Annotated in this window: 18 protein-coding genes; 12 read left to right on the top strand and 6 right to left on the bottom strand. The window is 64.4% G+C overall.

The annotated features are described in order from the left end of the window. Nucleotides 1-416 precede the first annotated feature (416 nt). The 3 genes from ACVISU_RS25725 (at nucleotide 417) to ACVISU_RS25715 (ending at nucleotide 2,646) form a co-directional block, all read left to right on the top strand. On the top strand, nucleotides 417-1,847 hold the full coding sequence (locus ACVISU_RS25725; RefSeq protein ID WP_456708748.1) for a DEAD/DEAH box helicase: 1,431 nt from the start codon (nucleotides 417-419) through the stop codon (nucleotides 1,845-1,847). Between the two features lie 24 nt (nucleotides 1,848-1,871). Then, entirely contained in the window at nucleotides 1,872-2,165 is a 294-nt protein-coding gene (infA, locus tag ACVISU_RS25720; RefSeq protein ID WP_016842649.1) for a translation initiation factor IF-1, read from the top strand. A 268-nt stretch (nucleotides 2,166-2,433) separates the two neighbouring features. Further along, nucleotides 2,434-2,646 (top strand): cold-shock protein, encoded by a 213-nt coding sequence (locus ACVISU_RS25715; RefSeq protein WP_016842648.1) that lies wholly within the window; start codon nucleotides 2,434-2,436, stop codon nucleotides 2,644-2,646. Nucleotides 2,647-2,846: 200 nt separating this feature from the next. Here the strand turns inward: ACVISU_RS25715 and ACVISU_RS25710 are convergent, their stop codons facing one another. The 5 genes from ACVISU_RS25710 to ACVISU_RS25690 all read right to left on the bottom strand — a co-directional run bounded on the left by ACVISU_RS25710 (nucleotide 2,847) and on the right by ACVISU_RS25690 (nucleotide 7,244). Next, nucleotides 2,847-3,476, bottom strand: a complete 630-nt coding sequence (locus ACVISU_RS25710) for a TadE/TadG family type IV pilus assembly protein (RefSeq protein ID WP_244521940.1) — start codon at nucleotides 3,474-3,476, stop codon at nucleotides 2,847-2,849. 8 nt (nucleotides 3,477-3,484) lie between these two features. Continuing rightward, nucleotides 3,485-4,036, bottom strand: a complete 552-nt coding sequence (locus ACVISU_RS25705) for a TadE family protein (RefSeq protein WP_456708747.1) — start codon at nucleotides 4,034-4,036, stop codon at nucleotides 3,485-3,487. A 172-nt stretch (nucleotides 4,037-4,208) separates the two neighbouring features. Next, nucleotides 4,209-4,712: a pilus assembly protein N-terminal domain-containing protein gene (locus ACVISU_RS25700; RefSeq protein WP_063270689.1), complete on the bottom strand. Its 504-nt coding sequence runs from the start codon at nucleotides 4,710-4,712 to the stop codon at nucleotides 4,209-4,211. A gap of 231 nt (nucleotides 4,713-4,943) precedes the next feature. Next, nucleotides 4,944-6,389 (bottom strand): hypothetical protein, encoded by a 1,446-nt coding sequence (locus ACVISU_RS25695; RefSeq protein ID WP_456708746.1) that lies wholly within the window; start codon nucleotides 6,387-6,389, stop codon nucleotides 4,944-4,946. Between the two features lie 24 nt (nucleotides 6,390-6,413). Continuing rightward, complete coding sequence (locus tag ACVISU_RS25690; RefSeq protein ID WP_050405356.1) at nucleotides 6,414-7,244, bottom strand: sterol desaturase family protein; 831 nt, start codon at nucleotides 7,242-7,244, stop codon at nucleotides 6,414-6,416. Between the two features lie 282 nt (nucleotides 7,245-7,526). Here ACVISU_RS25690 and ACVISU_RS25685 point away from each other — a divergent pair, with 282 nt between their 5' ends. From ACVISU_RS25685 to ACVISU_RS25645, 9 genes are all read left to right on the top strand, one after another. Then, nucleotides 7,527-7,691 (top strand): Flp family type IVb pilin, encoded by a 165-nt coding sequence (locus ACVISU_RS25685; protein ID WP_050405355.1) that lies wholly within the window; start codon nucleotides 7,527-7,529, stop codon nucleotides 7,689-7,691. Between the two features lie 170 nt (nucleotides 7,692-7,861). Beyond that, on the top strand, nucleotides 7,862-8,386 hold the full coding sequence (locus ACVISU_RS25680; RefSeq protein WP_050405354.1) for an A24 family peptidase: 525 nt from the start codon (nucleotides 7,862-7,864) through the stop codon (nucleotides 8,384-8,386). A gap of 127 nt (nucleotides 8,387-8,513) precedes the next feature. Further along, a complete protein-coding gene (cpaB, locus tag ACVISU_RS25675; RefSeq protein ID WP_050405353.1) occupies nucleotides 8,514-9,308 on the top strand; it encodes a Flp pilus assembly protein CpaB in 795 nt (264 codons plus the stop codon). Nucleotides 9,309-9,310: 2 nt separating this feature from the next. After that, a complete protein-coding gene (locus ACVISU_RS25670) occupies nucleotides 9,311-10,795 on the top strand; it encodes a type II and III secretion system protein family protein (protein WP_157113289.1) in 1,485 nt (494 codons plus the stop codon). An 8-nt stretch (nucleotides 10,796-10,803) separates the two neighbouring features. Continuing rightward, on the top strand, nucleotides 10,804-11,556 hold the full coding sequence (locus ACVISU_RS25665; protein WP_050405351.1) for a CpaD family pilus assembly protein: 753 nt from the start codon (nucleotides 10,804-10,806) through the stop codon (nucleotides 11,554-11,556). Continuing rightward, the gene (locus ACVISU_RS25660) at nucleotides 11,553-12,821 is read left to right on the top strand and encodes an AAA family ATPase (RefSeq protein WP_456708745.1); all 1,269 of its coding nucleotides are present in this window, start codon (nucleotides 11,553-11,555) and stop codon (nucleotides 12,819-12,821) included. Before ACVISU_RS25665 ends, ACVISU_RS25660 begins: the two co-directional genes overlap by 4 nt. 24 nt (nucleotides 12,822-12,845) lie before the next feature. Continuing rightward, nucleotides 12,846-14,309 carry a CpaF family protein gene (locus ACVISU_RS25655; protein ID WP_063695273.1) on the top strand — a complete coding sequence of 488 codons (1,464 nt, stop codon included), beginning with the start codon at nucleotides 12,846-12,848 and terminating at the stop codon, nucleotides 14,307-14,309. An 11-nt stretch (nucleotides 14,310-14,320) separates the two neighbouring features. Further along, nucleotides 14,321-15,298, top strand: a complete 978-nt coding sequence (locus ACVISU_RS25650) for a type II secretion system F family protein (protein WP_050402164.1) — start codon at nucleotides 14,321-14,323, stop codon at nucleotides 15,296-15,298. A 9-nt stretch (nucleotides 15,299-15,307) separates the two neighbouring features. Next, entirely contained in the window at nucleotides 15,308-16,282 is a 975-nt protein-coding gene (locus tag ACVISU_RS25645; RefSeq protein WP_050402165.1) for a type II secretion system F family protein, read from the top strand. 229 nt (nucleotides 16,283-16,511) lie between these two features. Here the strand turns inward: ACVISU_RS25645 and ACVISU_RS25640 are convergent, their stop codons facing one another. Continuing rightward, entirely contained in the window at nucleotides 16,512-17,309 is a 798-nt protein-coding gene (locus ACVISU_RS25640; RefSeq protein WP_050402166.1) for a tetratricopeptide repeat protein, read from the bottom strand. Nucleotides 17,310-17,362: the final 53 nt, after the last annotated feature.

Below are 17,362 nucleotides of genomic sequence, written 5' to 3'. Positions count from 1 at the left end.
CGGGCTGGATAATTTCGCAGGTTCCGGGCAAATACGGAGGGCGACCGCCCAATCATTGAGCCATCAACTTGACCGCCGAAAGAGCAATCAGGTTATTTTATAGGCAAAATTGGCCTCTTGGCTAAATTTCCGGCAGCGATTTGTGACAGTTTGCGCGATGGTTCGGCGCATTCGGCGCACCAAACTCGGCGATATCATCTTGAAACCGCCCAGTTCCTGGTCCATATCCTCGGCATGCCCGCGACATCGCGGTGCCTTCGCGAGCTGCGTGTTCAAGCTGCCCCAAGCGGCTTCTGGCTCGCCTTTCAGCTAACCAAGCTCGACGCCCCAGACACGCGGGTGTCCCCGAATGCCTTCATGCGATTCCGGCCGAGATGGGCCGGGACGATGACGGCTTTTATGGAAAGAACCACCTTTTGACCTCCTTTCAGGATTTCGGCCTCGCCGATCCCATCGCCCGCGCGCTTCGAGAAGAAAATTATCTCACGCCGACCCCCATCCAAGCCCAGACCATCCCGCTCGCACTCGCCGGCCGCGACGTCGTCGGCATTGCCCAGACCGGAACCGGCAAGACCGCGTCCTTCGCGCTGCCGATCCTGCACCGTCTGCTCGAGAACCGCGTCCGCCCGCAGCCCAAGAGCTGCCGGGTGCTGGTGCTGTCGCCGACCCGCGAACTGTCCGGGCAGATCCTCGACAGCTTCAACACCTATGGCCGCCACATCCGGCTGTCCTCGACGCTCGCCATCGGCGGCGTGCCGATGGGCCGCCAGGTCCGTTCGCTGATGCAGGGCGTCGAGGTGCTGGTCGCCACGCCCGGCCGCTTACTCGATCTCGTGCAGAGCAACGGGCTGAAGCTCAACCAGGTCGAGTTCCTGGTGCTCGATGAAGCCGACCGCATGCTCGACATGGGCTTCATCAACGACATCCGCAAAATCGTCGCCAAGCTGCCGATCCGCCGGCAGACGCTGTTCTTCTCGGCCACCATGCCCAAGGACATCGCCGAGCTCGCCGAGGCGATGCTGCGCGACCCGGCCCGCGTGGCGGTGACGCCGGTGGCCTCGACGGTGGATCGCATCGCCCAGCGCGCGATCCAGGTCGATTTCGCGGCCAAGCCGGCGGTTCTCGCCCAGCTTCTGAAACAGGAGCCGGTCAATCGTGCCCTGGTGTTTACCCGCACCAAACACGGCGCCGACAAGGTGGTGAAGAGCCTTGCCAAGGCGGGCATCGAGGCCAATGCGATCCACGGCAACAAGTCGCAGAACCACCGCGAGCGGACATTGGCGGCATTCCGTTCCGGCGAGATCCGCACGCTGGTGGCGACCGATATCGCCGCCCGTGGCATCGACGTCGACGGCGTCAGCCACGTCGTGAACTTTGACCTGCCCAACATCCCGGAAACCTACGTCCACCGCATCGGCCGCACCGCGCGTGCCGGCGCCGACGGGGTCGCGATCTCGCTGATCGCGGGTGCCGAGGAGATGGGCTATCTGCGCGATATCGAGCGGCTGATCCGGATTACCGTGCCGCGGGAAGACCGCCGCACACAAGGCGGCTCCGCCGGCAGCCGCGAGGCCGCGGCGCCCGCATCGGCGACCCACCCCCACCGGGGCGGCCGCTCTGCGCCACGCGCGCATAATGTCCGTGGGAATGAGGCCGCTCCAGGTGCAAAAGGGCCTCGCCGCCGCCGCCGTCGGGGTGGTAATAATGGCGCGCCGCAGACGAGCCGGGGCGAGTCGCCGCGTCCGTCGCAGGCCGGAAACAGCGAAGGCATCCAGGGCGTCGCCTTCTTGCATCGCGAGAGCCGGCCGAATCCGCAACACAACCGCAACAACCGACCGAAGCACTAGCCGTCGCTCGATCTGGAGAACCATATGGCTAAGGAAGAGCTGATCCAGTTCGAAGGACTGGTGACCGAAATCCTCCCCGACGCTCGTTACCGGGTGCAACTCGATGCCGGACACGAGATCGTCGCCTACACCGCCGGCAAGATGAAGAAAAACCGCATCAAGACGCTGGCCGGCGACCGTGTCACGATCGAAATGTCGCCCTACGATCTCGAAAAAGGCCGCCTGATTTTTCGGCACAAGGACGAACGTCCGAGTGGCGCACCCGGCGGTCCGCCGCGGGGCGGTGCGCAGCGCGGCGGCCAGTTCCGTCGCCGATAGGCTGGACATTGCAACCGTCGCGCGCATGACGTCCCGATGTCCTGCGCAACAGTTGGCCGGCGGCTGCGCCGGCCAAAAAATCGCGCACGTCAGGATTGTTTTGAGCCCTTCTATCGAATAATATCCTACCCATCGATTTTCGGCCGGACGACATTAGCCAATACCGGTACAGCCGGTTCAGACGCTGACGACCCTTCCAAAAATTCGATCTCACCACCCCGCCGACCAGCGGGTCTTGAACTTGTATATCTGAGAAGGGACTACCCACGTGAGCATGGGAACCGTGAAGTGGTTTAACGCGACCAAGGGCTACGGCTTCATCCAGCCGGATGAAGGCGGGAACGACGTGTTCGTGCACATCAGTGCAGTCGAGCGCGCCGGCCTTGGCACTCTGCGTGAGGGCCAGAAGATCTCCTACGAGATCGTTGCTGACCGCCGTTCCGGCAAATCCTCGGCCGACAATCTGCGCGCCGCTGGATAAGCCGATTTCCCGGAGCGCGAAGCTCCAGGAAATTGTCGTCAAAGCATCAAGGGCCGCACCTTCGGGTGCGGCCCTTTTTGTCTGGATCGCGCTCTGTGATCCTAAAGCGCGATGAGATCAGGTTGAAGCACCTTCGCGCTTGAGCTCCTTGTTTGAGCGATCTTTTCGGAAAACCGCTTCGCACTTTTCCGGATCATGCCTTAGTAGGTCGAACAGGTCGTCGGCATGGTGGCGGAGGTCGGCGCGTAGAACACGCAAACCGACTGCCGCGGCCGCGTGAAGGCAACGTCGCTGAGATTAATGCCGGCCTTGGCCATCACATAGCCGACCGTCGGAACGTATTTGTAGCTGACTTCGCTGAAGATCAGATAGGTGCCCGAAACCAGCAGCGCCGACGGAACGATGCTTGTCACGATGTCGCCCTGACTGCGGCTTGAGGCTACCACGGTAGCCTGCGTGGCGCCCGCGCTCATCACCCCCGCCTTGCTCCACTGGATCCGCGCGATGTTGGATTTGTCGACGTAGATTTCCGACAACGTGACCCTGGTCGGCGACGGATCGTAGGGCGTCATGATGCCGACGCTGGCGCTGAAGAAGTTCTGGAGGTCGGCATCCACCACCTGCGTCGCCTGCGATGTCAGGTCCGACGCGGCGCGCGCCATCAGCGTAACCTTGCGATCGACCGCGACACCGGATGAGAACTCCACGGTGCCGAAGAACAGCACCAGCATCAGCGGCATGATGAAAGCGAACTCGACGGCGGCGAGGCCCCGGCGATCACGCCCGAGAGCGACGACAAAGCGCAGCAACGCCGCGGGCGGGGTTTTCATGACTTTGCTCATGAGCATGTCGTGCCGGCGGTTCCGGAGGGCTCGTTCTTGAACGTTGCGGTCGCGATCAGCAGCCGCTTGCCGTTGGCGAGGGCGGTAGAGCTGAAGAGCTTAGTGACGAACAGCGGCCACTGATAGAACAGCCGGACCACGACGACGTCACCGTCCTTGCCGGGACACCATTTCACCTGGGTGGGGTCGATGATGGGCACCAGGTTGACGGTCGAAAAACTCGTCGCAGGATAACTCCGCACGTCGACGTAGATGCCGTTGTTGCAATCGAACAACGCCTGGCTGACCGCGCCACAGACGAATTTCTTGAAATCCTGCTGGCTGTAATTCGCGCCCTGCGCCTGACCGGTCATGACCATCCGCGCGGAATCCTGCGTCGCCGTCTCAAGCACCTGGCTGGCGAAGAAGATCATTGCCACTTCGATGATCGCAAAAAGCAGCGCGAAAAACAGCGGCGCGACCATCGCGAATTCGACCACGGTCGCACCGCGGCGGTCTCGGCGAAAGCGACGGAGCAGGCGTGCAAGAGGATGAGCGGGCAGCAGCATCAACGACCCCGGATCAATGTGACGGCAACAACTACCGAAGAGTCATTGTTGAAGTATTTCGCCGAATCGAGACAGAGCGACCCAATCCGGTAGGCCTTTGTTAAGCACGTCGGGCGAGCGGCCTGCGATCGGCCAGGACGGCGGCGTGTGAGGCGCCCGGAGCGGACGCGCGTCAGTTCTGCGGCTTCGCGCCGCCCGAGCCGGAGGCCTGATTGTTGAGCGTACCGGCCTGATCCATGGTCGCCTTGAAATAGGTGTCGCCGTCGCCGAGCGTGATGCGACGCTGACAAACCGGCATGCAGCTATAGGTCTCGCGATCGATGCCGCGATAGACGGTGACGAGCTGATCGCTCGGACCTTCGACCTGGATCTGGCGATCCACCAGCACCTGGCCGGAGCGGTCGAGTGCGATGAAATTGGTCGCGCCATAACCCTTGCCGGTCACCACGACAACCCCGCCATTCTGCAGGGTGACGTCGGCGATCAGGGGATTGCCGACCACGATCGTGGCAATGCCGCCGGGCAGCTTGACGAGCTTGGCCTGATCGACATTGACCGCGATCCGGTCGGGATCCGGCGCTGCCGTTGCGAGTGCAGGCCCCAGCAGCAAGGCTGCGGCCATCGAGATGAAACCAATGCGCATGACGGCGCGAATACGCTGGGACTGAAACGACATACTCTACCCCGGGACGTTAACAGGCCGGCAAAGGCGATACGCTGCGGACCGGCGCCCGACGCTGGCAAATCTGACGGCAATTCATTTAGGAAGAGCAAAGATCAATCGCCGAATTGCGCGGATGTCGCGACTTCCCGAGCCGATCGGCTAACCCTCCGATGCCTCGCGCGGGACCATCCGGCCGCCGTTTCCCGTCGTCCAGCCACTGGGTGGCGAGCGCCTGCGGCGGTTTCAGCCGGCGGCGCGGACGTGGACGACCACGCGGTCATCGGCGTAGAGGCGCTGCCATCCTGCGATGTGATCCAGCAATTTGGACGCCGGCGTGGTTGGATCGAGCATCACCGCATCGATATCATGTGTTGCGAGCAGACTGAGGAAGCCGTTGACGTCCTTGAGCTGAACCGCGCGAACCAAGCTCATGCCGAACGCCTCGCCGTAGAGTTCGGCACGCCCGTCGATGAACACCGGCATCTGACGCCAGATCAGGTAGCCGCCGAACTGCAGATCGTTGAGCACGCGCTTGACGTCGTGCGCCTTCATCGCGTCAACGGCGGCGGCCGGCGAATAGATCGGCGGTGGCGATATGACCTGACGCGCGGCAACGACTGCGGTCCACGCGCAAAGCCCGACGACAAGGATTGCGGCCGGAGCAACCCTCGGGCGGACCGCGCTGGCGGCGCGCAGCCCGAACTGGGTGGCGACCGGCGTCAGCACGGCCAGCGGCAGCAGCAGGGCAAGCAGCTCGAGATTTCTGACATGGGACAGCGCCATGTGCAGCAAGCCCAGCACCAGGATGATTCGCGGCAGCGGCAACCTCGCCCCGTAATAGAGCGCAGCGCCGAGCAGGCCCAGGATCGATAGTCCGAACGGCTCGATCTCGCCGAATGTCGCCGGCTTCCACTCTGTGATCAGGTGCAACAATTCGCCGAGGCCGAGAATCCTGAGCGAGGCGAGGATCGAGCCCCAGCCATAGGGGGTCGCGCAGCACGCAGCGAGCGCGCCGATGCCGAACGCCGCCCAGCGCAGCGCCAGCGCCGGCTTCTGGGCCGGCAAGGCATTCCACATCGCATCGAGCGCGAATGCGCCGGCCAGTACCACGCCAAATAGAAAGCCGCCGTGCAGATTGGCCCACAGCGCGATCAGCGGCAGCAGCCAGAATGAAGGCGCCTCGCGGCGTTCGCTGGCGGTCATCAGGCCGTTCGCCCAGACGACCATGATGGGCATCGCCAGCACATGCGGACGGGCCAGCAGGTGCCCGCAGATCAGAACCAGCGCCGCTAGCGCAATCAGGCTCGCGTAGACCGTCGGTAGCGCGCGGCTGAGGATGGCGGTGAGCAGCGCGAAGCTGGCAGCGGCGCAGGCGGCGGCCAGCGCCACCGGGCCGGTCCATCCGGCGAGGTCATAGGCCTTCGCGAACAGAACCTGCGCCAACCAGGACGACGACACCCACGGCTCACCGGCCTTGGTGAACGAATAGATGTCGATAGACGGCAGCGTGCGATGGTCGAGGATCCAGCGGCCGACGGCAATCTGCCAGTAGGTGTCGGAATCGGCGAGCAGCCTGTTGCCGACGAACAGCAGCAGCGCATAGACGCCGCACGCCATCCAGAACCAGGCCGGGAGCTCGGCGAAAGCGGAGACTTTCGCGCGCGGGAAGGTCGCCGTCTCAGCGCTCATGATGGCACCGGCCGGCTGGCGGCGTCATTGCCGGAACGGATAGGCCAACTGTCCGCCGATCTCGGACGGCACGCCCTGTTCGGCATCGACGCCATAATCTTCCGGAAGCTTGCCTTCGGGCATCCGGAACGTACCGAACAGAATATCCCAGAGCGGAAACGTGCCTGCGAAATTGGTGTCGCCGCCTTCCTCGAGCCCGGTGTGATGCCAGCGGTGAAACACCGGTGTCGCGATCACGTATTTGAACGGGCCGAGCGTCCAGTTCAGGTTGGCGTGCACGAATGCCGAGTGGAATGTGGTGAACGGCCCCACCCACAGCATGATGTTCGGCGAGATGCCCGCCATCAGCAGGATCACATCGACGGTGATCGTGCCGATCAGAAGATTGACCGGATGGAAGCGTGCCGCCGAGATCCATTCAAGATCCTCGGAGGAGTGATGAATGGCGTGATATTTCCAGAAGCCGCCGCCATGGAACATCCGATGCAGCCAGTACAGCATGAAATCGGAGGCGACCAGGAAGATGATGGACTGCAGCCAGAGCGGAAGCTGCGCCAGCGGGCCGTGTCCGTTCTCGTAGAATGCGATCAGATCGTCGGCTTCGTGAACGTTGAACACCACGGCTGCGCCAACCACCAGGAGCCCGATCCGCAGCACGCGGGCGAATGCCGGCACGAAGAACCAGTAGCAGATGTCGGTGACCAGCTCACGCTTTTGCCACCATGGCTTGCCGGGATTGCAGGCCCAGAAATGAGTGAGCACCGTGAAGAACAGCGCCAGCGCGATGGTGATCGGCACCACCTTCATCATCGTCTGGCCGATCATCTCGATGACTTCAAAGGGAAGGGTGGGCATGACGGCCTCGTTTTGACGGAAGCCCCATGCGTATAGATGTGCGCTTAAGGACCCGTGAACGGGTGCCGATAGCAGCGGGCCCCTGCAACAATCTGCAATCTTAACGGGCCGCTTAAGGCCAAATTTACTGTGCTCAACAACTGCGGGTTCCCGCTGTGTTTATGCGATCAAATTAACTGCGCCGAAATTGTCGAACCGTAGGGTGCCGCAATGGTCACGGTGCTGAGAACGCCGGCGAGACCAAACCTAGTTCGACCAGCCACGTGTACACAGGAGTTACTTATGAAGAACCTCGTCTCGCGCTTCGTGAAGGATGAGTCGGGCGCGACTGCCATCGAATACGGCCTGATCGCCACCGGTATCGCCATCGCGATCATCGCGGCTGTCAACGGCGTCGGCTCCAAGCTCTCGACCACCTTCAACACGGTCTCCAACTCGCTGAAGTAAGCCGGTTCGAACGAACTCGCATCAAAGGTCCCGGCAGCCCCGGGACCTTTGCTATTTGGCGGACAGGCGGTCGGCGCCTTGATGGCGGCCGCGGCGGCTTTTCCCGATTGTTCACCATTGGCCGCTAGCGTCGGGTCTCGACCGCAGCTCCAGCTTGACGGCATGAATCCATGATCCTCGACATCGCACGCTTGATGCTGTTCCCGGCCCTGATGGCCTTTGCGGCGGCGAGCGATCTCTTGACCATGACGATCCCGAACCGGATCTCGCTGGCGCTGGTGGCCGGGTTCTTCATCCTGGCGCCGCTGACCGGGATGGGCATCCACGAGATGCTCGACCATGCCGGCGCGGGCGCGCTGGTTCTGGCGGTGGCATTCGGCATGTTTGCGATGGGCTGGGTCGGCGGCGGAGATGCCAAGGTCGCCGCCGCGGCCGGCCTGTGGTTCGGTTTCGAGCATCTGCTCCCCTATCTGGTCTTCGCGTCGCTGTTCGGCGGCGCGCTGACGCTGCTGCTGCTGCAGCTCCGGCAATGGCCGCTGCCCTATGCGCTCGCGAACCAGGCCTGGCTCAGCCGCCTGCACGACAAGCAGACCGGAATTCCCTACGGCATCGCACTCGCCCTCGGCGCCCTGCTGATCTATCCCGAGACGGACTGGATCAAGACGATCGATCTCGCGCACCTGGCGATGCGCTGACAAAGCAGCGGTAACCGCCCGTTAAGGCGATTTAGATACGCCTCATTAACCATGCTTTGACGAATAGCTGGTCAACTCCCATCACGGCGGCGGCAGCGTCGCGGCGTCATGTGGAAAGTGAAGCGTAATGGATAAGGCCCGCATTCTGGTCCTCGCAATCGCAGGCTGCGCCGGCCTCGCGGCGCTCTATTTGGCGAGCGGAAGCGACGACAGGCCGGCGCCGCCCCCACCTGTCGCGCAGCTGCCCACCGTCGACATCCTGGTCGCGAAGACCGACATCGGCCTCGGCCAGGCCGTGAAGCCCGAAGACTTGCAATGGCAGACCTGGCCGGCGGCAACCGCCAGCGCCAGCTTCATGCGCAGGGACAGCAACGCCGAAGCGATCAAGGACGTGACCGGTTCGATTGCGCGCGCCCCGTTCATCCAGGGCGAACCGATTCGCGAGCAGAAGCTCGTCAAGGCCGACGGCAGCGGCTTCATGGCCGCGATCCTGCCGACCGGCATGCGGGCGGTATCGACCGAAATCTCACCCGAGACTGGCGCCGGCGGCTTCATCCTGCCGAATGACCGGGTCGACGTCCTGCTGTCGAAGCGGGACAAGAATCCGGATCGCAACGGCGCCGACATCGTCAACTCCGAAGTGATCCTGACCAACATCCGCGTGCTCGCGATCGACCAGGCACCGAAGGAAAAGGACGGCACCAACGCACTGATCGGCAAGACGGTGACGCTGGAGCTGAAGCCCGAACAGACCGAGACGCTGGCGCGCGCGCGCCAGAGCGGCGTCCTGTCGCTGGCGCTGCGCAGCATCGCCGACAACAACGCGCCCGAAACCAAGATCGACGACAGCCGCCAGAGGCGCGGTGACACGATCAACGTCATCCGCTTTGGCGTTGCCAACCAGGCGACGATGCAGAAGTGACCATGAGGACACACGTGATGAAGGGCGGGGCAACTCAACGGACGATGCGGGCCTTCATGGTCCGCGCATTGTCGTTCTCGGCCGTCGCGGCGCTCACGCTCAACCCGGCGCTGACACCGGTGGTGGCGAGCGATTATCGCGCCGCGCCTGCCGCTGCCGCATCGGCCGATGGCGGCCAGATGAATGCCCGGTTCCTCTCGCTCGGCGTCGGCAAGTCGATCGTGATCGATCTGCCCCGGGACATCAAGGACGTGTTGGTCGCCGATCCCAAAATCGCCAACGCCGTGGTGCGCTCGGCGCAACGCGCCTACATCATCGGCGCGACGGTCGGCCAGACCAACATCGTGTTCTTCGACGCCGCCGGCCAGCAGATCGCGGCCTATGACATCGCGGTCAAGCGCGATCTCAACGGCGTGCGCGCCGCGCTGCGTGCGGCACTGCCGAATTCCGATATCCAGATCGAGGGCGTCGGCGACGGCGTGATGCTGAGCGGGAGCGCTGCGAGCCCGATCGAAGCACAGCAGGCCGGCGATATCGCCACGCGGCTGGTCGGCAGCCCCGACAAGGTCGTGAACTCGATCACGGTTCGCGGCCGCGACCAGGTGATGCTGAAGGTCACGGTTGCCGAAGTCGCGCGCAGCCTGATCAAGCAGCTCGGCATCGACCTCACCGCGAACCTCAACTACGGCACGACCGTGGTGAAATTCGCCAACAGCAACCCGTTCACCGCGAACAGCTCGCCGCTGGTGTCCGGCAACAATCTGACCACGTCGTTCGGATCGTCAGTGTCGGCAACGATCCGCGCCATGGAAAGCGCCGGTGTCGTGCGGACCCTCGCCGAACCGAACCTGACCGCAATCTCGGGCGAATCGGCCACCTTCATCTCGGGCGGCGAGTTTCCAATTCCGACCGGCGTGACCTGCCAGACCTCGACGACGGGCGCGATCGGGAATTGCGTCCAGACCGTCAGCTTCAAGAAATTCGGCATTTCGCTCAACTTCACGCCGGTGGTGCTGACCGAAGGGCGCATCAGCCTGCGCGTGATGACGGAAGTGTCGGAAGTCTCGACCGAGAACGCGCTGACCGGCGGCGCGGGTGGAACGACGATCCCTTCGATCAAGACCCGCCGCGCCGAGACCACGCTGGAAATTCCTTCGGGCGGCTCGATGGCCATGGCCGGCCTGATCCAGGATCAGACCAAGCAGGCGATCAACGGCCTTCCCGGGCTGGCGTCCCTGCCGGTGCTCGGCACGCTGTTCCGCAGCCGCGACTTCGTCAACAACCAGACCGAACTGATGGTTCTGGTGACGCCCTATGTGGTTCGCGCCGTGGCGCAAAAGGATTTGTCGCGCCCGGATGACGGCTTCGCCAACGCATCCGACCCACAGGCCGACCTGCTCGGCAGCCTCAATCGCATTTACGGCGTGCCCGGCCGCACCGAGCCGGCGCGGAATTACCGCGGCACCTACGGCTTCATTACCGACTGAGGCGGACGATGACACAGACCACACCCAGACCATCCGCCGATTACAAGCGCACCGCCGGTGTCGCCGGCGTGCTCGTCGTTCTTGCCATGGCGCTCGGCGCCTGCCAGCACGCCGCCGACAACAGTTTCGCGATGGTGGACTCGCCGGCCGACTATCGCCTGCGTCACCCGATCGCGGTGACCGAGGCCGATCGCTCGATCGTGGTCTTCGTCGGCCGCAGCCGCGGCGGCCTGACCGCGGAGCAGCGCGCCGAGGTGATGGGAATGGCGCAGGACTGGATGCGCGAGGGCACCGGCGCCGTTACCATCGACGTTCCCGCCGACACGCCGAATGCCCGGCCCGCGCAGGAATCGCTGCGCGAGATCCAGGCGACCTTCGCCGCCGCCGGCGTGCCGCCGCGCGGGATCCTCGTGCGCAAATACCATCCCGAGAATCCGCGCCTGATGCCTGCGATCCGCGTGAACTATCCAAAGATGAAAGCGGAGGCCGGGCCGTGCGGCCTCTGGCCGGAGGATCTCGGCCCGTCGATGCACAACGGATCCTACATCCAGAACAAGCAATACTACAATTTCGGCTGCGCCAATCAGCGCAACCTCGCAGCCATGGTCGAAGACCCGACTGACCTCGTGCAGCCGCGCGCGGAGACCCCTGCCTACACGTCGCGCCGCAACATCGCCTTCGACAAGTATCGCAAGGGCAGCACCACCGCCACGACGTATCCCGAGTCCGACAGGGCCAAGCTAAGCGACACAGGAAAATGATCACCTACGCGCAGCAAAACTCCGAAGAGCAGACGGACGTCCCGCCGCAGGCCGTGGACGACCATATTGCTCCGGCGCCACGGGTCTCGGTCCAGGCGTTCTGCGAGACGGTCGAGACCGCTGCCGCCGTACAGTCGGCGGGCGAGGATCGCCGGTTGGCCAAGGCCCACCTCAAGATCCAGATGGGCGGCATGGCGGCTGCCATCGAGGCCTACCGCTCGGCGCCGACGCCCAACGTCATCATCCTCGAGACCGAGGGCCGCAGCGACATTCTGGGCGGGCTCGACCAGCTCGCCACGGTATGCGACGCCGGCACCCGGGTGGTCGTGATCGGCCGGGTCAACGACGTCACGCTGTATCGCGAGCTGGTGCGGCGCGGCGTCAGCGACTACGTGATCGCGCCGGCACATGCGATCGACGTGGTGCGCGCGGTCTGCAACCTGTTCTCGGCGCCGGAAGCCAAGGCGGTCGGCCGCGTCGTCGCCGTCGTCGGCGCGAAGGGCGGCGTCGGCGCCTCGACGATCGCCCACAATGTTGCCTGGGCGATCGCCCGCGATCTGGCGCTCGATTCCGTGGTCGCCGATCTCGATCTTGCATTCGGCACGGCCGGCCTCGACTACAACCAGGATCCGGCGCAAGGCATTGCGGATGCGGTGTTCTCGCCGGACCGCGTCGATACCGCCTTCGTCGACCGCCTGCTGTCGAAATGCACCGACCATCTGAGCCTGCTGGCGGCACCGGCGACGCTCGACAAGGTCTACGATTTCGGCGCCGAAGCGTTCGATGCGATCTTCGACACGTTGCGCACCACGATGCCGTGCATCGTGCTCGACGTACCGCACCAGTGGTCCGGCTGGACCAAGCGCGCGCTGATCGCGGCCGACGACATCCTGATCGTGGCGGCGCCCGACCTCGCCAATCTGCGCAACGCCAAGAACATGTTCGACCTCTTGAAGGCGTCGCGGCCGAACGACCGCGCGCCGCTGTACTGCCTGAACCAGGTCGGCGTGCCGAAGCGTCCGGAGATCGCGGCGGGCGAATTCGCCAAGGCGATCGAAAGCCAGCCGATCGCCGCCATTCCGTTCGATCCGCAGATCTTCGGTTCGGCTGCCAACAACGGCCAGATGATCGCCGAAATCTCCGCCAATCACCGCGCAGTCGAGATGTTTCTACAGATGGCGCAGCGGCTGACAGGCCGCGGCGAGACCAAGAAGCCGAGGGGGTCTTTCCTGTCGCCCCTGCTCGAAAAGCTGCGGTCCAAATAGTGGTCCGCGTGGAGTCAAGACGTCGTGTTTGGTAAGCGTAGCGGAAACGAGGGGGACCTGCGGGCACCTAAGCCTGCCTTTCAGACGCCGGAGCCTGCCGGCTCGTCGCCGATGGCGCGCGAGTCCGCCGCCCCGACGATCTCGTCGCCGCCGCTGGCGCCGGCCAAGCCGCCGCCTGCTCCCGTGGTCGAAGCCCGCCGCTCGGACAACTACTACCAGGTCAAGGCGACGATCTTCGGCGCCCTGATCGAGGCGATCGACCTTGCCCAGCTCGCCAAGCTGGACAGCGAGTCGGCGCGCGAGGAAATCCGCGACATTGTCAACGAGATCATCGCGATCAAGAACATCGTGATGTCGATCGCCGAGCAGGAAGAGTTGCTCGACGACATCTGCAACGACGTGCTCGGCTACGGACCGCTGGAGCCGCTATTGTCGCGCGACGACATCGCCGACATCATGGTCAACGGCGCGGGCACCGTGTTCATCGAAGTCGCCGGCAAGATCCAGCGCACCGGCATCCGCTTTCGCGACAACCAGCAGCTGCTCAACATCTGCCAGCGCATCGTCAGCCAGGTCGGCCGGCGCGTCGACGAATCCTCGCCGATCTGCGACGCCCGCCTCGCCGACGGCTCGCGCGTCAACGCCATCGTGCCGCCGCTGGCGATCGACGGGCCCGCGCTCACCATCCGCAAATTCAAGAAGGACAAGCTGACGCTGGAGCAGCTCGTCAAGTTCGGCGCGATCACGCCGGAAGGGGCGACCATCCTGCAGATCATCGGCCGTGTCCGCTGCAACGTGATCATCTCGGGCGGCACCGGCTCGGGCAAAACCACGCTGCTGAACTGCCTGACCAACTATATCGAGCACGACGAGCGCATCATCACCTGCGAAGACGCCGCCGAACTTCAGCTGCAGCAGCCGCATGTGGTGCGGCTGGAAACCCGGCCGCCGAACATCGAGGGCGAGGGCCAGGTCACGATGCGCGAACTGGTCCGCAACTGCCTGCGTATGCGTCCGGAGCGCATCATCGTCGGCGAAGTCCGCGGCCCCGAGGCGTTCGACCTGTTGCAGGCGATGAACACCGGCCACGACGGCTCGATGGGCACGCTGCACGCCAACAATCCCCGCGAAGCGCTGTCGCGCTGCGAATCCATGATCACCATGGGCGGCTTCTCGCTTCCCTCGCGCACCATTCGCGAGATGATCTGCGCCTCGGTCGACATCATCGTGCAGGCCGCCCGCCTGCGCGACGGTTCGCGCCGCATCACCCACATCACCGAGGTGATGGGCATGGAAGGTGACACCATCATCACCCAGGATATCTTCCTCTACGACGTGATCGGGGAAGATGCCAACGGCAAGATCATCGGCAAGCACCGCTCGACCGGCATCGGCCGGCCGCGCTTCTGGGAGCGCGCGCGCTATTACAATGAAGAGAAGCGGCTTGCGGCGGCGCTGGACGCCTCCGACTCGCCGGCGCCGGTCTAGAGGAACGCAGGATGCAGACGCAAACCCTTGCCCTCGCCTTCCTCGCCGCCACCACCGTGGGCGGCATCGCCTGGGTCTTCCTCTATCCCTACCTTTCGGGGGAAAAGAAGGCCGAGTCGCGCCGCGCATCGGTGGCGCGCAGCGAACCGTCGACCACGCGAACCACCGAACGCACCCAGCGCTCCCGCCGCGAGCAGGTCGAAGGATCGCTGAAGGAGCTCGAGGCGCGTCGGCAGAAGGACAAGAAAATCCCGCTCGGCATGCGCATCTCGCAGGCCGGACTGGAGTGGTCCGAGCAGAAGTTCTGGATGATCTCCGGCGCCCTCGGCCTGTTCGGGTTCGGCGCGGCCTTCATGGCCGGCGGAGGACTGCTGGGCGCCGCGGGCATCGGCTTTGCCATGGGCCTCGGCCTGCCGCGCTGGCTGCTCGGCTTCCTGAAGAAGCGGCGGGAAAAGGCCTTTCTGAAGGCGCTGCCCGACGCCGTCGACGTCATCGTCCGCGGCATCAAGGCCGGCCTGCCGCTGTTCGAGTCGCTCAAGGCCGTCGTCAACGATGCGCCTGAGCCGCTGCGCAGCGAGTTTCTTGCGATCATCGAGACCCAGGCAATCGGCATGCCGCTCGGCGAGGCCTGCGCCCGGCTGTACGAACGCATGCCGCTGCCGGAGGCGAACTTCTTCGGTATTGTGATCGCGATCCAGCAGAAGTCCGGCGGCAATCTGTCGGAAGCTCTCGGCAACCTGTCGCGGGTGCTGCGCGACCGCAAGAAGATGGCCGAGAAGATCCAGGCGATGTCGATGGAAGCGAAGGCTTCCGCCGCCATCATCGGCTCGCTGCCGCCGATCGTGATGATCCTCGTGTTCCTCACGACGCCGGACTACATCGCCCTGCTGTGGACCAACTCGATGGGCCAGCTCATGCTGGTCGGCTGCGCCCTCTGGATGACCTGCGGCGTGCTGGTGATGAAGAAGATGATCAACTTCGATTTCTGACGGTGCAGCATGATTGATATTCTGGTCGCCAAGCTCCACGACGTCAGGTTCATGACCATGCTGCTTGCCTTCATCGCGGCAAGCGCGACGGTCTACACGCTGGTGATGCCGTTGCTCGCCGGCGGCGATCTCAACAAGCGCATGAAGGCCGTCGCCAGCGAGCGCGAGCGTCTGCGGCAGCGTGAGCGCGATCGTCTCGCCAAGACGGAGAAGGTCGCGCTGCGGCAGACCCCGAAGCAGGTCGTCTCCCGGGTGGTGGACGATCTCAACCTCACGAAATGGCTCGCGCAGGAAGCGGCGCTCGAGAAGCTCGTGATGGCGGGCTATCGCGGCCACGCCCCCTACGTCACCTTCCTGTTCGCCCGCGCGGTGACCCCGATCGTGCTGCTGCTCGGCGCCATCGTCTATACGTTCTTCATCGCGGGCGCGGCCTGGTCGCTCACGCTCAAGATCGGCATTTGCGTCGGCGCGGCCTATGCCGGCCTCCAGGCGCCGATGCTGTTCCTGAAGAACGCGATCTCCAAGCGCCAGCTCCAGATCAAGCGCGCCTTTCCCGATTCGCTCGACCTGCTGCTGATCTGCATCGAGTCGGGCATGTCGGTGGAGGTTGCGTTCCGAAAGGTTGCCAACGAGATCGCCGGACAGTCGATCGCGCTGTCGGAGGAGTTCGCGCTGACGACCGCGGAGCTGTCCTATTTGCAGGACCGCAAGTCCGCCTACGAGAACCTGGCGCGCCGCACCGGACTCGAAGGCGTGAAATCGGTGTGCATGGCGTTGCAGCAATCCGAACGCTACGGCACGCCGCTCGGCCAGAGCCTGCGCGTGATGGCGCAGGAGAATCGCGACATGCGCATGAACGAAGCCGAGAAAAAGGCGGCGGCGCTGCCGCCCAAGCTGACCGTGCCGATGATCCTGTTCTTCCTGCCCTGCCTGTTCATCGTGATCCTCGGACCGTCCTACATCAAGATCGCCACGATGCATTGAGCCGCGCCGGCTGCCTTCTCCTTCCCCTTGAAAGTCCGCAGCCCGGATGAAGCGTAAATCCGGGACAGGACGATCCGCGGTTACGGCGCCCCGGATTGCGCTGCGCCGGGCTACGGTTCTTCCCCTTCCCTCTGCAGGGCTGCTCGCGGAGGGAGATGATCGCCCGCTTTGCTCCACGAGCAAAGCGACCTCCCCTTTTCAAGGGACGTTGGTAAGTTGCCGTGTTGGCTTAATCGTCCTTGGCGACAACCGGTGCGGCGCGCGAGGAAATCCGCGGACCGTCCTTGCGGTTCAGCATGTCGCGGAGATAGGCGACATTGGCCGCCGCCTCGTCCGCCGGCAGGTCGGCCTTGACGATGGTCTCGGCCTCCGCGAAGCGGCCCTGCAGGCCGACGACGAGCGCAAGGTTCTGCCGGATGCGGGTGTCGGCGCGGGCGCTGGCATAGGCCTGGCGCAGCGTCTCTTCCGCCTTCGGCAATTCCTTGGTCAGCATGTAGGACAGGCCGAGATTGGACAGCACCGACGGCTCGTCCGGGGCCAGTCGAAGGGCGCTGGCGTAATAGCGCCGCGCTTCCTCGTGCCGATTCAGCTTGTCGAGCGTGGTGCCTTGTACCGACAGGATCCGCCAGTCTGGATTGTCCGGACTGTGCGCGCGGCTGAGCACGTCGAATGCGGCCTGCGAATTGCCATTGTCGGCGAGCGCGCGGCCATAGGCGGCGAGCAGCGGCTTGTTGCCGGGGGTGGCGAGCGTGGCCTGCTCCAGCACGGCGCAGGCCTGCGAACGCTGTCCGGTCATGCGCAACGCCTGGCCGTAAGCGATCGCGGCGTCGACATCCTTGGGATTCTTGCGATAGCGCTCGCCATAGACTTCGAGATTGCGGCGCGGATCGTCGGACGCCGGGTCGGACCGGGACGCGATCGATCCGGTGACGTCGGACATGGTCTGGCAACCGCCAAGCCCGGCGGCGAGAACCGCCACGAGGGCTGCGGAAGCGAGATGCCGGGTCAAAATGGACTGTCGACGCATGGCACTGTGACTCACGAAATCGGGCAAATGGATCGAGCCGAGCGCGCCAGCAA

The sequence above is a fragment of the Bradyrhizobium sp. USDA 4452 genome (assembly GCF_054063575.1).
This window is presented reverse-complemented; position numbering and strand designations above follow the sequence as displayed.